The organism is Aquisalinus flavus (assembly GCF_014640095.1).
Lineage (GTDB): Bacteria > Pseudomonadota > Alphaproteobacteria > Caulobacterales > Parvularculaceae > Aquisalinus > Aquisalinus flavus.
Genome location: NZ_BMGH01000001.1, coordinates 894,802 through 913,615, shown reverse-complemented (window position 1 = coordinate 913,615; position 18,814 = coordinate 894,802). Strand labels below are relative to the sequence as shown.

Below are 18,814 nucleotides of genomic sequence, written 5' to 3'. Positions count from 1 at the left end.
ATCTTTGTGTGCCCGGTTGGGCGCACGAGCTCTAGTTTGTCGGCACCGGATTTTGCCGCATCAGTTCAAGCGTCCAGTCGATCGTTTCCATCGCGCTGCGGCGCGCGGCAAGATTGAGCGCTTCGACGGCGCCGTCGAGCCCCTGTTCCGGCACCGGTTCGCTGGTCGAGAAGATGCGGGTGGCAATTGCATCGTTACGGCTGTTGAACAGCTTCGCCGAATAGCTGACAACCGCAGTCCGGCTCTCGCCGCGGCGCTGGACATGGAATGCCCTGATGTCGGTACGCAGGACATAATCGCCAAGCGGCACGGAGACGCGGTCGCCAACCGTGGCGACGCGCCCGTCATTCTCGAAATTGCGCTGCAGGAAGATCCCGAAAAGCAGCGGCAGCTGGTCGGTCCACTCACCATCGACGTAATATTCGTAGCGCAGCGGCTCCGGCGAGAAGCTGATCCGCGACGTGTCGAAGGCGGCCTCTGATTGCGGGTCGGTGACGACCAGGCGCACTCTGAGCGGATCGACCGTCTCCGTCGAGATCGCCACCGGCTGCAGGGTATAACGCGGCGGCACGTCGCCACTGCCGAGAATCAGCGAGGCACAGCCAGACAGCGATGCCATGGCAAGCGCGGCAAAAGCCGGTTTCAGGATCGAGAAGCAAGTATTTCTTGTCATTGGAATATCCATTCTTTCCTGATCAATTGGATTGGGCCTGCGGGCGGGTATCGCCGAACAGGAACCGGGCCGGGTCGCGTTCCACCTCGCGCAGGATCTGGTCCATGGTGCGGATGAGGCGGCGGCTCTCGGCAATGGCGGCAGCCGCTTCGCCAAGACCCTGCTGGGCGAAGGCGTCGATCGCCCCGCGGTTGTCGCCAAGGGTCGAACGCAGCTCTTCGGCAAACGCGCGTGCCTCGCTGACGACGGCATCGATTTCCTCGAGCGAAGCCTGCAGATCCTCGTTCACGAAGCTGTCTGCGCCCTGGAGGATGCTTTCCAGTTCGGCCGAGCGTTCATCGAGCGTGTCGGCGAAGGCAGCAAGCTGGTCGCTGGCGGTGGCGATATTCTCGATCGTGCGGACGATTTCCTCATCCTTTCGGGCAAGGGCGTCGGTAATGGTCTCCACATCGGCAAGGATGCGGGTGACCGTGTCGGTATTTTCCTGGGTCAGCAGGCGCTGGACGCTGGCGACGATATTGCCGCCGCCTTCCAGCAGGCGCGTGATCGGCGACAGCGATGCCTGGATCTGCGGCGGCCGGCGGCGCGATACTTCCTTCATCAGCGGGCTGGCCGGTGAGCCGCCGGAGAACTGGATCACGGCGAGGCCGGTCACGCCCTGCAGCTCAAGTTCAGCCTTGGTATCGAGCTTGATCGGCGTGTCCTGGTCGACGCGCACCCGGGCGATAACACGCTCGGGATTGTTCTCGTCGAGCTTGAGGTCGCGCACTTCGCCGACATCGATGCCGTTGAACAGCACGGCCGCGCCGTCGGAAAGGCCGGAGACGCGCTCGTTGAAGACGACGTCATACTCGTCGAACTCACGCTCGACCGAGCCGAGCCAGAGCGCAAACAGCACCGCCATGAAAATGGCCAGCAGCATGAAAGCGCCAATCAGGATATAATGTGCCCGTGTTTCCATCGGTTTACTCTACTGTTGCTTCTCTGTCGCCCGACCTGTCCTGTTCTTGCACAGAAGAGGCCAAGGCAGCCCGGCCGCGCGGGCCGGAAAAATATTCCTGTATCCAGGGGTGATCGTTCTTGCGGACTTCCTCCAGCGGACCGATCGCCCGGACTTTTTTCTCGGCCAGCACCGCGACGCGGTCGCAGGCGCGATGAAGGCTATCCAGGTCATGGGTAACCATAAACACGGTTAACCCTAAGGATTCTTTGAGACTAATGATCAAATCGTCGAATTTCGCCGCACCGATCGGATCGAGCCCCGCCGTCGGCTCGTCGAGGAAGACGATATCCGGGTCCATGGCGAGGGCCCTCGCAAGGCCGGCCCGCTTACGCATGCCGCCGGACAGCTCTGACGGGTATTTCGTTGCCGCGTCGAGCGGCAGGCCCGACAGGGTGATCTTCATCGAGGCGATTTCCTGCTGCAATTCGGAGCTGAGGTTCAGGTGCTCGCGCAACGGCGCAATCACATTCTGCGCCACCGTCATGGCGGAAAAAAGGGCGCCGTCCTGAAACAGGACACCAAGGCGCCGGTCGATCTCCCGGTGATCACGATCGTTCATGGACAGCACATCCTCGCCGAAGATGCGGATCGCCCCTGACCGCGGCTTGATCAGCCCGATGATCGCCTTCAAAAGGACCGACTTGCCGGTCCCCGACCCGCCGACAATGCCCAGGATCTCGCCGCGTTTCACCGTCAGGTCGAGATCCTGGTGAATGATCTGCGAGCCGAAGCCGGTCGTCAGCTTTTTGATCTCGATGATCGGATCGCCCTTCTCTCCTCTCGCGGTCATATGTTCAGCTCCATGAAGAAGATCGCGAACCCCGCATCCAGCAGGATGACGGTGAACAGCGACTGGACCACGGAAATGGTCGTATGGCGGCCGAGTTCCTCAGCCGAGCCCGAAACCCGCATGCCCTGGTAACAGCCGATCACCGAGATGGCGAAGGCGAAGAAGGGCGCCTTGACCATACCGACCATGAAATTCTCGACCACGATGATGTCCTGGGTCCGGGTCAGGAACATGGCCGGAGAAATATCCATTTGCAGCCATGCCACCAGGCCGCCACCGATCAGGCCCATCATCGCGGCGATGAAGGTCAAGGCCGGCAGAACGAAGACCATGGCGATCAGGCGCGGCAGGACCAGCGCTTCCATCGGGTTGATGCCCATCGCCTCCATGGCGTCGATTTCCTCGCGCAGCTTCATCGAGCCGATGGCGGCGGTGAAGGCACTGCCCGACCGCCCGGCAATCAGGATGGCGGTGAGCAAGACGCCGAATTCCCTCAGGACCGTGATGCCGATCAGCTCGACAACGAAAATCTGCGCCCCGAACTGGGCCAGCACCGTTGCGCCCATGAAGGCGATCACCGCGCCGATCAGAAACGACATCAGCCCGACGATCAGGGTCGCGTTGAGCCCCGACTCCTCCATGTGGTGCACAATGGACGTCATGCGCAATCGCTTGGGCCTGGAGAGTACGGTGTAAAGACCGACAAGAACCTCGCCCAGATAGCTGACGAGCCTCAGGATTTCGTGCATCAGGTCTTCGGTCCCGCGCCCGACCCGCTCCAGCATCAGGACGAAGGCACTGCCCTGATTGACGTCAATCTCGCAGGGGGAGAGGTGATTGGCGGCGGCGGCAAGAAGGCCCTTATAGCCCTCTTTTACATTGTCAAAGCCATAGAGGGCATCGTCATCGGCCATTTGCTCACGCTGGGAACATGCGCGCATGGTCCGTTGCAGCATCATCGCGCCGGCTGTATCCATGGTTTCAACGCCGGAAAGGTCGATCTTCAGCGCTTTGCTCATGGACTTCTCGGCAAAACGGCGCAGCTTGCCGTCGATATTGCCGAGCCCGGCACCCAATGACCAGGTCCCGGTTGCCTCCAGGCACCAACCGTCTTCCGTTTCCTGTAACTCAAAAGCCGCGGCCGACATCTTTTACCCTTACTCGACGCAGTTTATGCTTTTCGGCAATAAACGGCATTCACCATGGCGTGTTATGACACAAGAACCTGAACTTGGTCTAAACACCGGGTTTACCAAATATTACCGTGAAAATTGGCCATGAAATCTGCTTGACCGGCAGCATGTTGAATGAGATTTCCGTGACCGGACCGCGCCTTCTTTCGCCAAAGACCGCGCCAGTGAGAGAGAGACCTGCCCCTTGTTCGAGAAAAAACTGACGCCCCAGCACCACTGGCTGTCGATCCTGCCCATTCTCATCATCATGACCATTGTCGGCCTGACGCTCGGCACCTCCGTGAACACCGGCGTTCAGCCGCGGGAGACATTTTTTGACCTGTTCATGCGTCTCGACCCGCGCGAGGTGAGTGCTGATGACGGATTCAATCCTGCGATCGTCATGATCGACGGGGAAAGCATCGAGCGTGTCGGTCCATGGCCATGGCCGCGCACCGCCCTTGCCGAACTCGTCGGGTCGGTCCGCCAGGCCGGCGCCCGCGCTGTTGTCATCACGGTCCCGGTCGAAGGGCCGGACCCGCTGTCGCCTGAAGTCGTTGGCCAGTACTGGTTCAACCGGCAGGGTCAGACCAGCGGCGCCGTCGCAGAGGCGGTATCCCGCCTGCCGAGCAATGACGTCAGCCTCGGCAATGCCCTCGCCACGATTCCCTCAGCCGTCGCCATCGCATCGGAGCCCTATGCCGATTTGTCGAGCGGTCAGGCCTGGATCAGGACCGAGGCCACCGGTGTTTCGTGGCTCACGCTGGAAACCGCCAATGGCGCCGAGACCGACTTCCTTGCCCTGCCCCTGAGCCGCCCGCAAGGACAGCTCGCCAGCAATATCGCCGCCAATGCCCGCTCGTCCGTCAGCGCCCTGCCCGCCGACAGAGACGGCACGGTCCGGCGCGTTCCTCTCGCCTGGAACGCCTATGGCACGCCGGTGCCCAGCACGGCGCTGGCGTCGGTCATCCTGCAGAATGGCACTGCCACCGCTGTGCCTCATCGCAGCGTCGTGCGCTCGTCCGGGCGCACCTTCACGCAGATGATCATCGATGGCGACACGATTGCGCTGGATCGCCAGAATGCCGCCGCCCTGTATCTGCCGAGCGACGTCTCGATCCCGACCATCTCCGCCTGGCGCGTCCTGTCCGGCAGTGACAGCTGGACCAGCGCCCTGCAGGGCAATGTCGTCTTCATCGGCGAGAATGTGAATTCAGGCTCGATCGTCCACACCGCGCGCGGTGAGATGTCGAAGACCCAGGTCCATGCCCTGATGGCCGACCAGCTCGCCGACGGGGTCAGCCTCAACCGGCCGGAATGGGCCGGCTTCCTCGAAGCGGGGCTTGCCCTCCTCCTCGGTGTCGGCGCGGTGATCTGCGCCCTGATCCTGAAACCAGTACTCGCTGCGACCTACACGGCCGTCCTGTCCATCGCGACGTTCATCCTGTCCTGGATGATCTTTTCGAATTCCTCGCTGCTGATCGATCCATCGCCCGCCATTTCGGCGATGATCGGCGGGCAGATCGGTGTCGTTCTCAGCCGCCTCGCCGGTTCGGTCTTGCGTGACGACGCCGTGCGCGGCGCCTTCCACGGCGCCCTGCCGCCGTCGACCATGGCCAAGCTGCAGCGGGGCCGCGCTGCACATCTTCTCGACGGCACGCGCCGCCAGGTCACGGTCCTGTCCTGCAATGTCCGTCTGCCCGAGGCGATCCGCGCCGAATTCCTCAAGGATCCGGCCGCCTATATGGCTTTCAAGGCCCAGACCAATGACCGGCTGCGCCAGACCATTCTCAATCTCGGCGGCACGGTCGATTATGGCGAGGACGGCCGGCTGCTCGGCTACTGGAACGTCCCGGAGGAATCCGTCGATCACATCGAGGATGCCTGCTCCTGCGCCCTGCAGATGATCGAGGATGTCAATCAGTTGGCGGAGGATACCGAGCTCGCCCAGTCGGTCAGGCCGGCGCGACTGTTGGGCAAGGAAATCTCCTCGCCCTTCAGCCAGGGCCGTCTCGAGGTCGGCATTTCCAGCGATGTGTGTTTTTCAGGCCCTGTCGGTCGCGGCAACCGCAACCGCTATTCCGTTATCGGTCCCGCCGTCGCCTTCGCCAATCTGCTGCGCAACCGCTCGCGCCTGTATGGCCCCGCCATCATCTGCGACGAGACTGTCTTCACCGCCCTGCGCCATCACTTCGCCTTTCTCGATCTCGATGTGCTCAAGGTGAATGACGATACGACGCCACGGCCTGTCTATGGCCTCGTCGGCAACCCGTTCCTGAAAGCCTCGAAAGCTTTCCGTACCATGTCAGATACCCAGCGCGCGCTGGTTGTCTCCTGGCGCGAAGGCTCCATCGCCGCGGCGGAGGCGTATCTCAAGCAGCTCGAAGAACTGCCCGGCACCCACGAGGCCTATGTCGACCTGTTCCGTGACCGGATCGGCCATGCCCGCAAGGAAGGCGCAGCAGAAAGCAAGGCCCCTCTCTGGGATGGCGGCCAGCAGGTCTATCTGTAGACAGAAGGCTCCGGCCAGCCCGGCTCAGGGCCTGTCCGGCACCGGGACGGGCTCTTGGCTGATGCCGCCGCCCGTTCCATCCACCGGGGCATCATCGCCCGCGCCGCGTTCGGAGCGGATGATGCCGCCGTCCCAATGACGCCAAAGCCCAAGCGTCGCCAGCAGCGCGGCGGCGCCCATCGCCCCCATCATCGCATAGGCCGGAAACGGGTTGGCCGCGGTGAAAAACAACCCCGCAATGATCGTCGCCACGCCGGTCAGCGCGCCGACCCCAAGGGTCGAGACCAGTGTCATGCCGGTGTTTTCCAGATTTCGCGGCACGGCGCGGGAGATAAATTCTACCGTACCGAGATAAACCGTCGCAAAGGTGAAGGCGTGCAGCGTCTGCAGCAGGAAGACGACAGGCAGTGGCGGCGACAGGCCAATCAGCGGCCAGCGGATAAAGGCGGCGAGAGCTCCGGCCCCGATGAACAGCACCGGGCCGAACCTTCTCAGCAGGGGTCGCCCGAAAAACAGGATCATGATTTCCGCAACGACGCCGATAGTCCACAACACACCGATCAGATCGCTGCCATAGCCGAGCGACGACCAGTGCAGCTTGGAGAACGCGTAATAGACGGCATGAGCGCCCTGGGTCAGCCCGGCGGCGGTCAGCATCAGGAGAAAGGATTTCGACCGGAACAACCGCACAGCCTCCGACAGTTTCGGCGGTGCCAGCCGGCTCGCCCCCGCACCCTCCTGTCTCTCGGCTCCTTTAGGCAAGCCGAGGATGACGACAAGCGCGAGCAGCGATGCGCCCGCCATCCAGGCGACGCTCGCCGCATCGCCTGTCCTTGCAATCAGCAAGCCGCCGGCGAGATTGGCAAAGACGAAGGCGCCGGAACCGAAGGCCCGGGTGCGCCCGTAATCGAGCGCGCCCGCCTTGTCAGCCCGCATGACGGCGGTATCGGTCAGCGGCACGAGGCAGCCGAAACTCCACATCATGGTGATGGTCAAAAGCGCAATGGACCAGGCCGGCTGGCCGACCAGCAGCAAGGCGGCTGAAACGAACATCAGGGCACTGATGATGCCGAGAATGATTCGCTGGTCGCGCTGGCTCTCGGCCCAATAGGCAACGACCGGCCCGAGCAAGAGCCGCAGGATCAACGACCCGCCGGTAACGAGCCCGATTGCCTTTTCCGAAAAGCCGATCTCATACAGCCAGCCCGGAAAGAACGGCAGCTGCACGCCGAGAAACAGGAACTGGGCGATATAAAGCAGCGTGAAGCCGCGCGCGGGTGTCAGCAGCATGGGCCGCCTCTTCGATGACGATTGAGGTCATGGCTTAGCCTGTTCGGCCCCGAAATGTCGAGAGAGGCAATGTCGAGGAAGTTATTGAGCCGTGGTTTCGCTGGCGGCGAGTTCGGACGTCTGATGCTTGGCCATGCTGCGCTCGGCAACGAGATCGGCAGTGGACCCGATATCGCGGATCGTTTGCGAGAAAGCCGCCTGAAGCTCGGCGACATCGCCGTCTGGTATCATGTGCCCGTCAGACTTCAACTGTTTCAGGGCAGCGATATACATATCACGGCTGGCACGCACATCACCGATGGCTTCCTCGAGTACGGCAATATCGTCAGTACTGGGATTGATCGCAGTCGCGGCAAGGCGGCCCCGTTCGGCCACTGTGCGGGCTGCACGCAGGGTGTTATCGGCGTGGCGCATCAGGGTCGAGGGCGCGCTGCTCGGTGCCGCGCTCAACGAGGCGACATAGACCTCCAGCGCGTCCTCCCTGCTCGTGCCTTCGGCAACGTCCTCGCGTCCGAACAGGACCGAGACCATGCGGTTAGCGAGCGAGGCTTCCGTTACTTCCGGCCACGGCGTGTTCTCCAGCTTGCGCGCCGCCTGGACGAGATCCTGACGCTCGGAATAGCCGGTTGGCGCTGTCTGGCTTGCCGTCGCTGTAGTTGTTTCAGGAGGGAGGATTTTCACGCTGGCGCAGGCTGAAAGCCCGGCGGCGGATAAAAAAACGGTAAGGACCGGGAGAGAAAAAGGTGAGCGTCGTGTCTTTGTCCGATCTGGACAGGAGAAAAACGGAATGCTCATGACGCCCGCCACCTTTAGTAATTGCCCTACCTATACCCGGTACCCTTGGTACAACACGGCTTTCTGTCGCCCCGGGATGGTTGCCTGTGAAACCAGCCCCAGAAACCGTCTTGTTTCTTTTCCAATGGTTGTTAAACCCATACCATCGAACAGGGACGCAAGACAATTAATATGATAAAGAAATACGGCCTTTTTCCGGCAATCGAGCCTTTTCACGCCGGCCACCTGAAGGTCTCTCCCCTGCACGAGGTCTATTACGAGGTTTCCGGCGCGCCGGACGGCAAACCTGTGGTTGTCTGTCATGGCGGGCCGGGCGGCGGCACGACACCGTCGATGCGGCGCTATTTCGATCCGCGTACATACAAGATCATCCTGTTCGACCAGCGCGGCTGCGGCCGCTCGACGCCGCACGCGGAACTGCGCGAGAACACGACCTGGACGCTGATCGAGGACATGGAAACGCTGCGCGAGCATCTGGACGTCGAGCAGTGGCAGGTGTTCGGCGGGTCGTGGGGCTCGACCCTGTCGCTCGCCTATGCCCAGACCCATCCGGAGCGGGTCACCGAGCTTGTCCTGCGCGGCATCTTCACCCTGCGCCGGGCCGAGCTTGAATGGTTCTATCAGGAAGGCGCCAACTGGCTCTATCCGGACCAGTGGGAGAAGTTCATCGAACCGATCCCCGAGGAGGAGCGCGGCGACATGATGGCCGCCTATTACAAGCGCCTGACCGGTACCAATGCGAGCGAGCAGGTCACCTGCGCCAAGGCATGGAGCGTGTGGGAAGGATCGACCGTTTCGCTCTATCCGTCGATGGAGCGGATGACGAGTTTCGCGTCCGACTATTTCGCCCTCGCCTTCGCCCGGATCGAATGCCACTACTTCGTCAATGGCGGCTTCTTCGATGCCGATGACAAGCTGCTGCGCGACATGGACAGGATCGCCCATATTCCGGGTACGATCGTTCAGGGCCGCTATGATGTCGTGACCCCGATGAAGTCCGCCTGGGAACTGCACAAGGCCTGGCCGCAATCAGACCTCGTCGTCGTGCCGGATTCGGGCCACGCCGCGAGCGAGCCCGGCATCATTGCCGGCCTCGTCGGAGCGACGGAGAAATACAAGCGGCTTTGAAACCAACGGCAATGGAAACAAAAAAGCCGGCGCTCGATCGAGGCCGGCTTTAGTCGTTTCAGGAGCTATCGCCTAAAGCGTTTCCCGGTGAAGTGGAAACCGGTTTACCGTCAGGAAACGCGACAAACAAGGAGTCTGGATCGTTTCAGCGTTTCCAAAGAATGCTGAAACGATCTAGCTCGTAGGCGGAATCAAACCGTATACCATCACGACAAAGACAGCCGCCGGGCAAACATAGCGCACCAGCACATGCCAGATCTTGAACATGCGCTCGGACTTGAACCCGATCTCCTCACGCGCCGCAGACGACGTCACGACCCAGCCGGCGAATAGCGAGACAAGGAATCCGCCCAATGGCAGCATCACGTTGGAGGTCAGCCTGTCGGCAAAATCGAAAACCGTCGCGCCGGCGAATATCCCGAAATCAAGCGGGACCCACTGATTGAAGAAATTCGGTGTATCGACCGGTACCATCGAATAGATATGCGCAATGCCGACAACGAAGCAGGCAAAGCCGATAAGGATAGCGCCCCACAGCCGGCGCGACTTCTTCTTCTCCGGCGACAGGTCACGGTCGCCATCGGCAAAGGCGGTCGACACCTCCAGCAAGGCTATGGACGAGGTCAGCGCCGCGAAGGTCGCCATCAGGAAAAAGGCAATGCCGAACAGCGCGCCGAACGGCATTTGCTGGAAGGCGAGCGGCAGCGTGTTGAAGATCAGTGCCGGACCGGCCGCCGGCTCCATGCCGAACTGGAAGACGATCGGGAACATCGCCAGACCCGCGATCAGCGCCACGGCGGTGTCGGCAACGACGACCGTGCGCGCCGAGGACGGGATGCTCTGATCCTTGCCCATGTAGATACCATAGGTCAGCATCATGACAGAGCCGAGCGAGATCGAGAAAAACGCCTGGCCAAGCGCATTGGTCAGCATTGAGCCGTCCGTCAGCCGCTGGCCGAGGATCTCGAAATTCGGCTTGAACAGGTAATCGATCGCCATCAGCGCCTCGCCCTGAACCAGCGAGAAGACCACCAGGACCATCAGCATGATGAAGAAGGCCGGCATCAGGATGGTCACGGCGGATTCGATCCCGCCCTTCACCCCGCGGGCAACGATGAACACCGTCACGCCCATGAAGATCGCGTGATAGACCATCGCCATTAGCGGGCTCTGGAACAGACCGCCGAGCTTGCCACTGATATCCTCGCTGGTCTCGCCGGCAAATCCGCCACCGAACACAGCGCCGATACCGTCCTGGCCGATACCGACAAACAGGTCACGCACCATTTCCACGAGATAGAAGATCACCCAGCCGGCAATCATCGAGTAGAAGGAGAGAATCAGGAAGCAGGCGATCATGCCGATCCAGGACAGCGCCGCCCAGGCAACCGTGTTGCCGGAATTGCGCGCGAGCCTGGCAACGGCCGAAACAGCAGACCCGCCGCCGCGCCGGCCGACCATCAACTCGGCGACGAGCACCGGCAGGCCGATCACCGCGACGCAGAGGATGTAGACGAGAACGAACGCGCCGCCGCCATTCTCGCCGGCGACGTAAGGGAAGCGCCACAGGTTGCCGAGACCGACGGCAGACCCGATCGCTGCCAGGGTGAAGGCCGCCTTGCCGGACCAGTGTTCCTCATTATTGACCTGTGTCGGTCCAGCCATACGCGTAGCCCCTCTTGGTTAATTCGAATTTCACAGTGTCTTTTAGACAAATTTTCACTTTTCATAGCAATATTATCGCCTTGGAGACAGGGGGTTTTGTGCCGAATGCGATCCCGACCACTGGACAGGCGAGGCACAGAACAACAGAGAAGGTAGAGATTATGGATTATTCTTCCCAGATGGAAATCATCAATGCCGAGCAGATGGATATGCTGATCGCCTCTGCCGGCGTCGAGACGGCAAAGACCATCCTGGATGCGTTCTGGAAATCGAATGACGAGATCGTTGCCGCGATGACCGCCCACCTCGACTCCGCGAACTTCGTCGAGGCTGCTGCAAGCGGCCACGCCCTGAAGGGCTCCGCTGCCAATCTCGGCGCCGTACAGCTGTCCGAGCGGGCGAAAACCATCGAGAATGCCTGCCGCGCCCAGGATATTGTTTCAGCCAAGGCTGCCTTCGGGAAAGTCGTCAGCGATATCGAGGCAACCCGGCGGGCCTTCGACAGCCTGCTCATGACCAAGGCCGCCTGACGCGCACCGATTTTGAAACCCGACCGCCTCGCTTGAGGGGCTTTTCTGTTATCTGAAGATCACAGGCTTGAGGGACTGCATCGACCTGCGCTCAAAGGCGGGAAAAGTGATCGTCGCCAGGGACTTGCAGCAGCCCGCCACCGGCCATCCGGATACACGCCGCCCTCGATCAACCTGCGTTCAAATGGACTCATTTGACCGTAGAAAGGTGATCTCCTTCAATGATGTCCAGCATCTTTGTGCGCCCGGCCAGGCCGCACGATGCCCTAGTTGATGCGCCCGTAATAGGACATCGACGTGCGCAGCGTATCCTGATCGCGGTTGATCCAGGTGCTCATGACGAGGCCGAAGGCCGCCATCATCGTCAGCATCACCGTGCCACCATAGGAGACGAGCGGCAGCGGCACGCCGACGACCGGTGCCAGTCCCATGACCATGCCGGTATTGATCAGCACATAGCTGATGAAGGTTATACAGATCCCCATCGTCACCAGCCGTCCGTAATGGGACTTCGCCTTCATCGCGATATTCGTCCCGATGAGGAAGACCACGAGATAAAGTCCGAGCAGCGCAATCGTCCCGAAGAACCCGAATTCCTCGCCAAAGATCGTGAAGATGAAGTCGGTATGCATTTCCGGCAGGAAGTCGAGCTGGCTTTGCGTGCCGTTCATATACCCCTTGCCCGTCACACCGCCGGAGCCAATGGCGATCTTCGACTGCGCCAGGTGATAGCCAGCGCCCAGCGGATCGGCTTCCGGGTTGGTGAAGGAGGTAATCCGTTCGATCTGGTACGGCTTGATGAGGTCCAACTGAATTACCGTCACCACGCCCATCAACCCGAGGATCGCGCCGACGACCACGATCCGCCAGCTCAATCCCGCCAGCAGGATGACGACGATGCCCGACAGGCCCAACAGGATCGCCGTGCCGAGGTCGGGCTGAAGAAAGACGAGAGCGACAGGCAAGGAGATCATCGCCAGCGGGATAACCAGATAGATCGGGTTCGAAACGCGCTTGAAATCGAGGCCGTGATAGTACCGTGCCAGCGCCATGACGAGCGCAACCTTCATGATCTCCGACGGCTGCAGCTGGAAGCCGCCGATCACGATCCAGCGCTGCGCGCCCATATTGATCTCACCGATCACCGGGACGAGCGCCAGCAGTCCGAGCGAAAAGAAATAGGCGGGATAGGACATGGACAGCCAGAAGCGCAGCGGGATGAAGGCCGCAATCATCAGGATCATGAGCCCCAGCGCATAGCGCATGATGTGGTTCAGGGCCCACGGCGTCCACGACCCGTCAGCAACCGAGTAGAGCGTCGCAACGCCGGTCGCTGCGAGCAGGCTGAGGAATATCACCAGCCACCAGTTCACCGCGGCAAGATTCTTGCGCAGGCCGCCGCGCCGGTCCGGCAGGACAAGCGTATTCATGGTGCCCCGCCTACCGGCTTGGCACTGGCCGGCAGCTCATAGGCCAGCGACGCCATCTTGACCGGTTCATCCGTAGCCGGATTGAACGCCGGCAGGGCCGACGGATTCTTGGCCGTCACCGCTTTCATGATGTCGCGCGCTTTCGGCCCGGCCGCGCCGGACCCGGACGAGCCGTGCTCGACGACGACGGAGATCGCGTATTTCGGATTCTCATAAGGCGCGAAGGCGACGAACAGGGCGTGGTCGCGTAGATGGCGCGGCATGTCCTCGTTCTTGACCCGGTTACCGCGGGCATCATATTGCAGGCTGGCGACCTGGCTCGTCCCGGTCTTGCCGGCCATCTGCCAGTCAGGGTCCTCGAGACGCGAGCGCGCCGCCGTGCCCCACTCATTGGTCACGGCATTCATGCCGTCCCTGACGGCATCGAGATCTTCCAGCTTGATTTCGATGTCAGGGATGACCGGCGGCGGCACGACACCGTCGGCATGGGCCCTGATCAGGCGCGGTTGCACCTGCTTGCCCGTGGCAATCCGGGCGGTCATGACCGCGAGTTGCAGCGGCGTCGCCGTGACATAGCCCTGGCCAATGGCGACGGACAGCGTCTCGCCCGGGAACCAGGTCTGACGTTCCGGCGTCGAGGCGAAATAATTCTTCTTCCATTCGCGGCTCGGCACGACACCCTTGCTCTGGGTGCCGATATCGAGATCATAGATCTCGCCGAGGCCGAAGCGATGGGCGACTTCCGCGATCTTGTCGATATCGACCCGCTGCGCGAGATCCCAGTAATAGACGTCGCAGGAATGCTTGATCGAGCCCTTCATGTCGAGCGTCCCGTGGCCGCCGCGCTTCCAGCAGTTGAAGAAGCGGTTGCCGTACCAGATGCGGCCGCTGCAATGGACACGGTGGCTCGGCTTGATACCGGCCTCCTGCGCCGCGATCGCCGTTAGGAGCTTGAATGTCGAACCAGGCGGATAATTGCCGGCCAGCGGCTTGTTGATCAGCGGCTTCAGCGGATCATTGTTGAGCGATGCCCACACGGACTGACGGATACCGACATTGAACTCGTTCGGGTCATAGGCCGGTGTCGATGCCATGACGATGATATCGCCCGTCTCCACATCCATGACGACGGCAGAGGCGCTGACCTGTTCCGGTTCCTCGCCCTCCGCCGGTTCGATGATCGGGCGCGCGAGAACCTCCATCGCAGCCATCTGCAGCTCTGCATCGATGGTCAGGCCGAGCGTGCCGCCCTGGATCGATTTATCGCTTTCATTCGGATATTCCTCGATCACCCGGCCATGGGCATTGACCTGCACGATGGTCGAACCCGGCTTGCCGCGAAGCTCCTCGTCATAGGAACGCTCGAGGCCGGCCTTGCCGATACGGAAACCCGGCTGGCGCAACAGCCGTTCGGTCTTCTCGTCATCGCCGATCGCATCGATATCGCTGTCCGACGGCGAGCCGACATAGCCGACGACAAAGGCTGCTTTGTCCTTGAACGGATAATCGCGCGTATAGCCGACCTCGGTGTGGATACCGCGCAGCTTGGGCCCCTCGAAATTGATCCTGGCGAAGTCTTCCCAGCTCAGATTGTCCGCCACCTCAATCGGTGTGAAGGCACGCTTGCGCCGGACCTCGAGCAGCACGCGCTCCTGCTCCTGCGGTGTCAGCTCGACGATCTTGGAGACTTCCGCCAGCGTGCCGGCGATGTCCTTGACCTCTTCGGCGACCAGCAGCACCCGGAAATTTTGCCGGTTGGTCGCCAGCGGCACACCGAACCGGTCATAGATTTCCCCGCGCAGGGGCACGATCACCCGCTGGTTGAAGCGGTTGTTGTCGGCCCGGACCTGGTAGTCGTCATGGTCGCGCACCTGCAATTGCCACAGGCGATAGCCGATACCGCCGAAAAGCAGCATCGATCCGCCGCTGAACAGGGCAGCCCGGCGGGAAAAGACCATGTGTCGTTGGGTATCGAATGGTTCTACGCGCATTTACTGTTCTATTATAACACGGCGATGAAGTTGCGAAAAGGCGATGGCGATAATCGGATAACAGGCAATTGTGACCAACATCTGCATCGCCAGGGGAAGGACCGGGACAAAGGTCCCGGCCAGCACGCTGTGCTGGAGCCAGACCAGAAGCCCCGCCCCGGCACCGCAAATGGCAAATCCGAGCCAGACGACATGCTGGTCCCGGCCGAGAAAATAGTCCCTCTGGGAAATGACCAGATATTGCACCAGCAGATAGACGACCATCCATACGCCGACGGGGCCGCCCAGCATCAGGTCCTGGAACAGGCCGATCAGGAAGGTCGAAATCGACGGCACATAGCCGGGGCCATAGATCGACCAGAAGAAGACCACGACGAGCGGAAACATCGGGGTCGGCACGCCGCCCTCGAACAACCGCACCGGCGTTACCAGCAACAGGACACCGATAAAGCCAAGAAAAGTCGGGGTGATGGCCCGCGCCACCGAAGTGAAAAACGGGCGTTCCTCAACCATTGACGTCTCCGCTCTCGGCAATGGCTTCTGCAACGGGGGCGGCAACCGGCGCGGCGTCGACCGGTTCTGTGGCGGAGGGCGTTGAAATATTCGCCGCCGCATCCTGCGTCGCCCCCGCCTCAGGGGCGCTGCCGACCGGGGCGGCCTGCGTCTCCGGCGCCGCGCCTGCCGGCGACCCGCCTTCCTCGATCACGCCGCCCTCGAGCTCTTCCTGTTGCTCTGGGTCTGCCTCGGCAAAGGTATAGTCCACGATCCGCACGAAGTCGGTGTTATTATATTGGGCGAACAACCGCACGGTGATCTGCTCATCGGTGATCCCGGCGATTTCACCGACCGCGAGACCGCGCGGGAGGTTGCCGCCAGTGCCCGAGGTGATGACCCTCATACCCGGACGGATGCCGGCCCGGTCCCGCGTTGCCAGGAACTTCAGTTCCGGATCGTCCTGGAAGCGCCCGGCGAGGATGGCCTCGACCTCGATGCCCTCGATGAACACCGGTGTGCGGTTGTTGAAATCCGTCAGCATCAGGACGCGGGAGGATGACTTGCCCGCCGTGACGATATGGCCGACCAGCCCGCTGGTGCCGATGACACCATCGCCGACCTCGACCCCGTCCCCCGTGCCGGCATTGACGATCAGCGAGCGCTGATACGGCCCGCCCGATTCACCGATGACCTGCGCATCGACGAAGCTCGCCTCGTCGGCGACCTTCACATCCATCATCTGCTTGAAATAGTCGACCTGCTGGCGCAGCGTCAGCGCTTCCTGCATCCAGGCACGAAGCTCCGCATTTTCCGCACGCAGCTGCTCGTTCTGCTCCAGCACGTTGAAATAGTCGCCGACATCGCCGACCCGGTTGTCGACCCAGTTGATCGGCATGCTGAATACCGTCAGCACCGGTTCGAACAGGTCCAGAACCATCTCCCGCGCCTTTTCGAACGCAGAGGCACGCGCTCCGTACATGCTGACGACGAGCATGAGCACGGAGACGGTAAGAAGAAAAATCATGCTGAGACGTCGGCTGCCCTGCTTGCCAGGCCTTTGCCGGCTGTGCTGTCCGAAGTCGTTCATCGACTACCAATCCCGGGCCGCTTCAGCAGCCCGCCCTGAAATGTTACATGGCAGAAGAAAGGACACTGCGCATGGATTTTTCGTTTTCCAGTGCTGCGCCTGTGCCGATCGCGACGCAGGACAGCGGGTCTTCCGCTATCGACACCGGCAGCCCGGTCTCATCGCGCAACACCCTATCGAGATTCTTCAGAAGTGCCCCGCCTCCGGTAAGCATGATGCCGGTATCGACGATGTCCGCAGCCAGTTCCGGCGGCGTCGCCTCAAGCGCGACTTTCACCGCCTCGACGATCTGCTGGACCGGCTCGCGCAGGGCCTCGACAACACGCTCCTGGGAGATCTTGACCTCCTTGGGTACGCCATGCATCAGGTCGCGACCCTTGATGGTGATCATCTTGACCTCTTCGCCATCGACGATCATCGCCGCGCCGACTTCCTTCTTGATCCGCTCGGCCGAAGCCTCGCCGATCAGCAGATTATGTTCGCGGCGGATATAGCTGATAATGCCTTCATCCATCTTGTCGCCGCCGACGCGCACGGATCGTGAATACACGATACCGCCCAGCGAAAGCACGGCAACCTCGGTCGTACCGCCGCCGATATCGACGACCATGGACCCTGTCGCCTCCGTCACCGGCAAATTGGCGCCGATCGCGGCAGCCATCGGTTCCTCGATCAGGTCGACCTTGCGCGCGCCCGCCGAAAGAGCGGATTCCTGGATTGCGCGGCGCTCGACCGCGGTGGCGCCCGAGGGCACGCAGACCACGATACGCGGGCTGGCGAAGGAACGGCGGTTGTGGACCTTGCGGATGAAATGCTTGATCATTGCCTCGGCCACCTCGAAATCGGCAATGACGCCGTCGCGCATCGGACGGATCGCCTTGATGTCGCCTGGCGTGCGCCCCAGCATCTCCTTGGCCTCGTTGCCGACGGCAAGCACGATCTTGCGTCCGCCACGCGTCTCGATGGCCACAACCGATGGCTCGTTCAGCACCACGCCCCGGCCCTTGACATAGACAAGGGTGTTAGCAGTGCCCAGATCGATCGCCATGTCGGCGGACATCATTCCAAAAAGCGTCGAGAGCATCTGTTATCCTTTATGCGGGATGACGGCAGAGTATACCGGCATTGGGTTCCCTGACCTGAACCATGGTGTGCCTGCATCATATCAAGCCCCAATTAAGCTTAGATAAATGAGTCAAGACTTCATTTTGAGAAAATGCCTGAAATCGCTGTAAACAGCAATCGTGATGACCTTAAAGTCGTGTCATAAGTCGAAAAAATATAGGCTTTTCGACACCTTGCAAAAGCGGCATGACCGCCGTGCTCTTGATTCGGTCAGCTAAAGCTTCTGTCCTGCCCGCCGTCATCTCTGGCGTTGGCCCCGGTATTGGCCCCGGCATTGGCAGTACGGCGGCGCATGCGCATGTAAAGCCAGCGCACCAGCAACAGGAAGCCGAGCCAGCCGACGATCAACACGGCGAGGATGACGAGATGCTGCGGGTCGCGATTGGTGAAGAATTTCATCAGCTCGTCGACCTGACCGGTAAAGGCGGCAATGAAAAGGATCTTGGGGATGATCCCGAGTCCGGTCCCGAGCCAGAACTTGACGATGGAAATCCGCGCCGCGCCGGCGATCGCGTTGATGACGATGAACGGTGCGGACGGCGTCCAGCGCACGATCATGGTCGTCATGATGCCATGGTCGCGCATCATCCCGACCATCTTGTTCATCCGGCCGGCGGAAAGTTTCTTGACGAACGACCCGCCAAAGACGTGGCCGATGGCAAAGGTCAGCGTCGCCGAGGCCATTGTCGCGATCCACGAATAGATGCCGCCCTGCTGCGCCCCGAATACGGCAACCGTCCCGGCGATCAGCAACATTTGCGGAAAGCCGGTCAGCGCCAGCAAGGCGAAGACCGAGATCACGCCAACAATGGCAAACGGCGACTCCGAGATGCGGGTCATCATGTCCTGGACCCGGACCTGGGACAGGCCGAGCCATTCGCGGCCGTAAAGGGCCATCACCAGGATAAAACCGAGCAGGAACACAGAGACGAGAAGGGACGTCCACGCACGGGCGTCCATGTTGTTGATGAACCGGCCGATCATTTTGAAAAGACTGATCATCAGCGCCTTGCCCTAAAGTCCTACACTACCTGAATGACGCGCGCTGTTGCCCGGAAACCTATCCGAGACACCGCCGTAAGAAACCGGCCCGGTGGTGAACAGGCATTCACCAAGGCATACCTGATA

At 61.3% G+C, this 18,814-nt stretch carries 16 protein-coding genes; 3 read left to right on the top strand and 13 right to left on the bottom strand.

Annotated elements, in window-relative coordinates; genetic code table 11:
- Positions 1–31 precede the first annotated feature (31 nt).
- Genes IEV88_RS04160 through IEV88_RS04145 form a run of 4 tightly spaced genes read right to left on the bottom strand, consistent with a single transcriptional unit; the run spans position 32 to position 3,614 of the window.
- Positions 32–673, bottom strand: coding sequence for an ABC-type transport auxiliary lipoprotein family protein (locus IEV88_RS04160; RefSeq protein ID WP_188160010.1), 642 nt, complete (start codon positions 671–673; stop codon positions 32–34).
- 22 nt (positions 674–695) lie between these two features.
- Positions 696–1,634, bottom strand: coding sequence for an MlaD family protein (locus tag IEV88_RS04155; protein ID WP_188160009.1), 939 nt, complete (start codon positions 1,632–1,634; stop codon positions 696–698).
- Between the two features lie 4 nt (positions 1,635–1,638).
- Positions 1,639–2,466 carry an ABC transporter ATP-binding protein gene (locus IEV88_RS04150; protein ID WP_188160008.1) on the bottom strand — a complete coding sequence of 276 codons (828 nt, stop codon included), beginning with the start codon at positions 2,464–2,466 and terminating at the stop codon, positions 1,639–1,641.
- The gene (locus IEV88_RS04145) at positions 2,463–3,614 is read right to left on the bottom strand and encodes an MlaE family ABC transporter permease (protein WP_188160007.1); all 1,152 of its coding nucleotides are present in this window, start codon (positions 3,612–3,614) and stop codon (positions 2,463–2,465) included. Before IEV88_RS04145 ends, IEV88_RS04150 begins: the two co-directional genes overlap by 4 nt.
- Before the next feature lie 229 nt (positions 3,615–3,843).
- On the opposite strand from IEV88_RS04145, the gene IEV88_RS04140 reads away from it, so the two are divergent.
- Positions 3,844–6,150: a CHASE2 domain-containing protein gene (locus tag IEV88_RS04140; RefSeq protein WP_188160006.1), complete on the top strand. Its 2,307-nt coding sequence runs from the start codon at positions 3,844–3,846 to the stop codon at positions 6,148–6,150.
- 24 nt (positions 6,151–6,174) lie between these two features.
- On the opposite strand, the gene IEV88_RS04135 is transcribed toward IEV88_RS04140, so the two are convergent.
- Positions 6,175–7,440, bottom strand: coding sequence for an MFS transporter (locus tag IEV88_RS04135; protein WP_188160005.1), 1,266 nt, complete (start codon positions 7,438–7,440; stop codon positions 6,175–6,177).
- An 81-nt stretch (positions 7,441–7,521) separates the two neighbouring features.
- Positions 7,522–8,121, bottom strand: coding sequence for a hypothetical protein (locus tag IEV88_RS04130; RefSeq protein ID WP_188160004.1), 600 nt, complete (start codon positions 8,119–8,121; stop codon positions 7,522–7,524).
- Between the two features lie 285 nt (positions 8,122–8,406).
- Here IEV88_RS04130 and pip point away from each other — a divergent pair, with 285 nt between their 5' ends.
- Entirely contained in the window at positions 8,407–9,363 is a 957-nt protein-coding gene (gene pip / locus IEV88_RS04125) for a prolyl aminopeptidase (RefSeq protein WP_188160003.1), read from the top strand.
- A 174-nt stretch (positions 9,364–9,537) separates the two neighbouring features.
- Here pip and IEV88_RS04120 read toward each other — a convergent pair whose 3' ends face one another.
- Positions 9,538–11,028, bottom strand: a complete 1,491-nt coding sequence (locus IEV88_RS04120) for a sodium-dependent transporter (protein ID WP_188160002.1) — start codon at positions 11,026–11,028, stop codon at positions 9,538–9,540.
- Positions 11,029–11,189: 161 nt separating this feature from the next.
- Between IEV88_RS04120 and IEV88_RS04115 the strand changes: the two genes are divergently transcribed.
- A complete protein-coding gene (locus IEV88_RS04115) occupies positions 11,190–11,558 on the top strand; it encodes an Hpt domain-containing protein (RefSeq protein ID WP_188160001.1) in 369 nt (122 codons plus the stop codon).
- Between the two features lie 266 nt (positions 11,559–11,824).
- On the opposite strand, the gene rodA is transcribed toward IEV88_RS04115, so the two are convergent.
- The 6 genes from rodA to IEV88_RS04085 form a co-directional block, all read right to left on the bottom strand.
- Positions 11,825–12,988, bottom strand: a complete 1,164-nt coding sequence (gene rodA, locus IEV88_RS04110; protein ID WP_188160000.1) for a rod shape-determining protein RodA — start codon at positions 12,986–12,988, stop codon at positions 11,825–11,827.
- Positions 12,985–14,979 carry a penicillin-binding protein 2 gene (gene mrdA / locus IEV88_RS04105; RefSeq protein ID WP_188159999.1) on the bottom strand — a complete coding sequence of 665 codons (1,995 nt, stop codon included), beginning with the start codon at positions 14,977–14,979 and terminating at the stop codon, positions 12,985–12,987. The genes rodA and mrdA overlap by 4 nt, the downstream gene beginning before the upstream one ends.
- The gene (mreD, locus tag IEV88_RS04100) at positions 14,980–15,492 is read right to left on the bottom strand and encodes a rod shape-determining protein MreD (RefSeq protein WP_188159998.1); all 513 of its coding nucleotides are present in this window, start codon (positions 15,490–15,492) and stop codon (positions 14,980–14,982) included.
- The gene (mreC, locus tag IEV88_RS04095) at positions 15,485–16,498 is read right to left on the bottom strand and encodes a rod shape-determining protein MreC (RefSeq protein WP_188159997.1); all 1,014 of its coding nucleotides are present in this window, start codon (positions 16,496–16,498) and stop codon (positions 15,485–15,487) included. Before mreC ends, mreD begins: the two co-directional genes overlap by 8 nt.
- Positions 16,499–16,604: 106 nt before the next feature.
- On the bottom strand, positions 16,605–17,645 hold the full coding sequence (locus tag IEV88_RS04090; RefSeq protein WP_188159996.1) for a rod shape-determining protein: 1,041 nt from the start codon (positions 17,643–17,645) through the stop codon (positions 16,605–16,607).
- Positions 17,646–17,896: 251 nt separating this feature from the next.
- The gene (locus tag IEV88_RS04085) at positions 17,897–18,688 is read right to left on the bottom strand and encodes a TVP38/TMEM64 family protein (RefSeq protein ID WP_188159995.1); all 792 of its coding nucleotides are present in this window, start codon (positions 18,686–18,688) and stop codon (positions 17,897–17,899) included.
- Positions 18,689–18,814: the final 126 nt, after the last annotated feature.

Bases quoted from the DNA above. Each gene is read 5' to 3' on its own strand.
- IEV88_RS04155 (WP_188160009.1), bottom strand. From the start codon at position 1,634: ATGGAAACACGGGCACATTATATCCTGATTGGCGCTTTCATGCTGCTG.
- mrdA (WP_188159999.1), bottom strand. From the start codon at position 14,979: ATGCGCGTAGAACCATTCGATACCCAACGACACATGGTCTTTTCCCGC.
- IEV88_RS04145 (WP_188160007.1), bottom strand. From the start codon at position 3,614: ATGTCGGCCGCGGCTTTTGAGTTACAGGAAACGGAAGACGGTTGGTGC.
- IEV88_RS04120 (WP_188160002.1), bottom strand. From the start codon at position 11,028: ATGGCTGGACCGACACAGGTCAATAATGAGGAACACTGGTCCGGCAAG.
- IEV88_RS04085 (WP_188159995.1), bottom strand. From the start codon at position 18,688: ATGATCAGTCTTTTCAAAATGATCGGCCGGTTCATCAACAACATGGAC.
- rodA (WP_188160000.1), bottom strand. From the start codon at position 12,988: ATGAATACGCTTGTCCTGCCGGACCGGCGCGGCGGCCTGCGCAAGAAT.
- mreC (WP_188159997.1), bottom strand. From the start codon at position 16,498: ATGATTTTTCTTCTTACCGTCTCCGTGCTCATGCTCGTCGTCAGCATG.
- IEV88_RS04115 (WP_188160001.1), top strand. From the start codon at position 11,190: ATGGATTATTCTTCCCAGATGGAAATCATCAATGCCGAGCAGATGGAT.
- IEV88_RS04135 (WP_188160005.1), bottom strand. From the start codon at position 7,440: ATGCTGCTGACACCCGCGCGCGGCTTCACGCTGCTTTATATCGCCCAG.
- mreD (WP_188159998.1), bottom strand. From the start codon at position 15,492: ATGGTTGAGGAACGCCCGTTTTTCACTTCGGTGGCGCGGGCCATCACC.
- IEV88_RS04160 (WP_188160010.1), bottom strand. From the start codon at position 673: ATGACAAGAAATACTTGCTTCTCGATCCTGAAACCGGCTTTTGCCGCG.
- IEV88_RS04090 (WP_188159996.1), bottom strand. From the start codon at position 17,645: ATGCTCTCGACGCTTTTTGGAATGATGTCCGCCGACATGGCGATCGAT.
- IEV88_RS04150 (WP_188160008.1), bottom strand. From the start codon at position 2,466: ATGACCGCGAGAGGAGAGAAGGGCGATCCGATCATCGAGATCAAAAAG.
- pip (WP_188160003.1), top strand. From the start codon at position 8,407: ATGATAAAGAAATACGGCCTTTTTCCGGCAATCGAGCCTTTTCACGCC.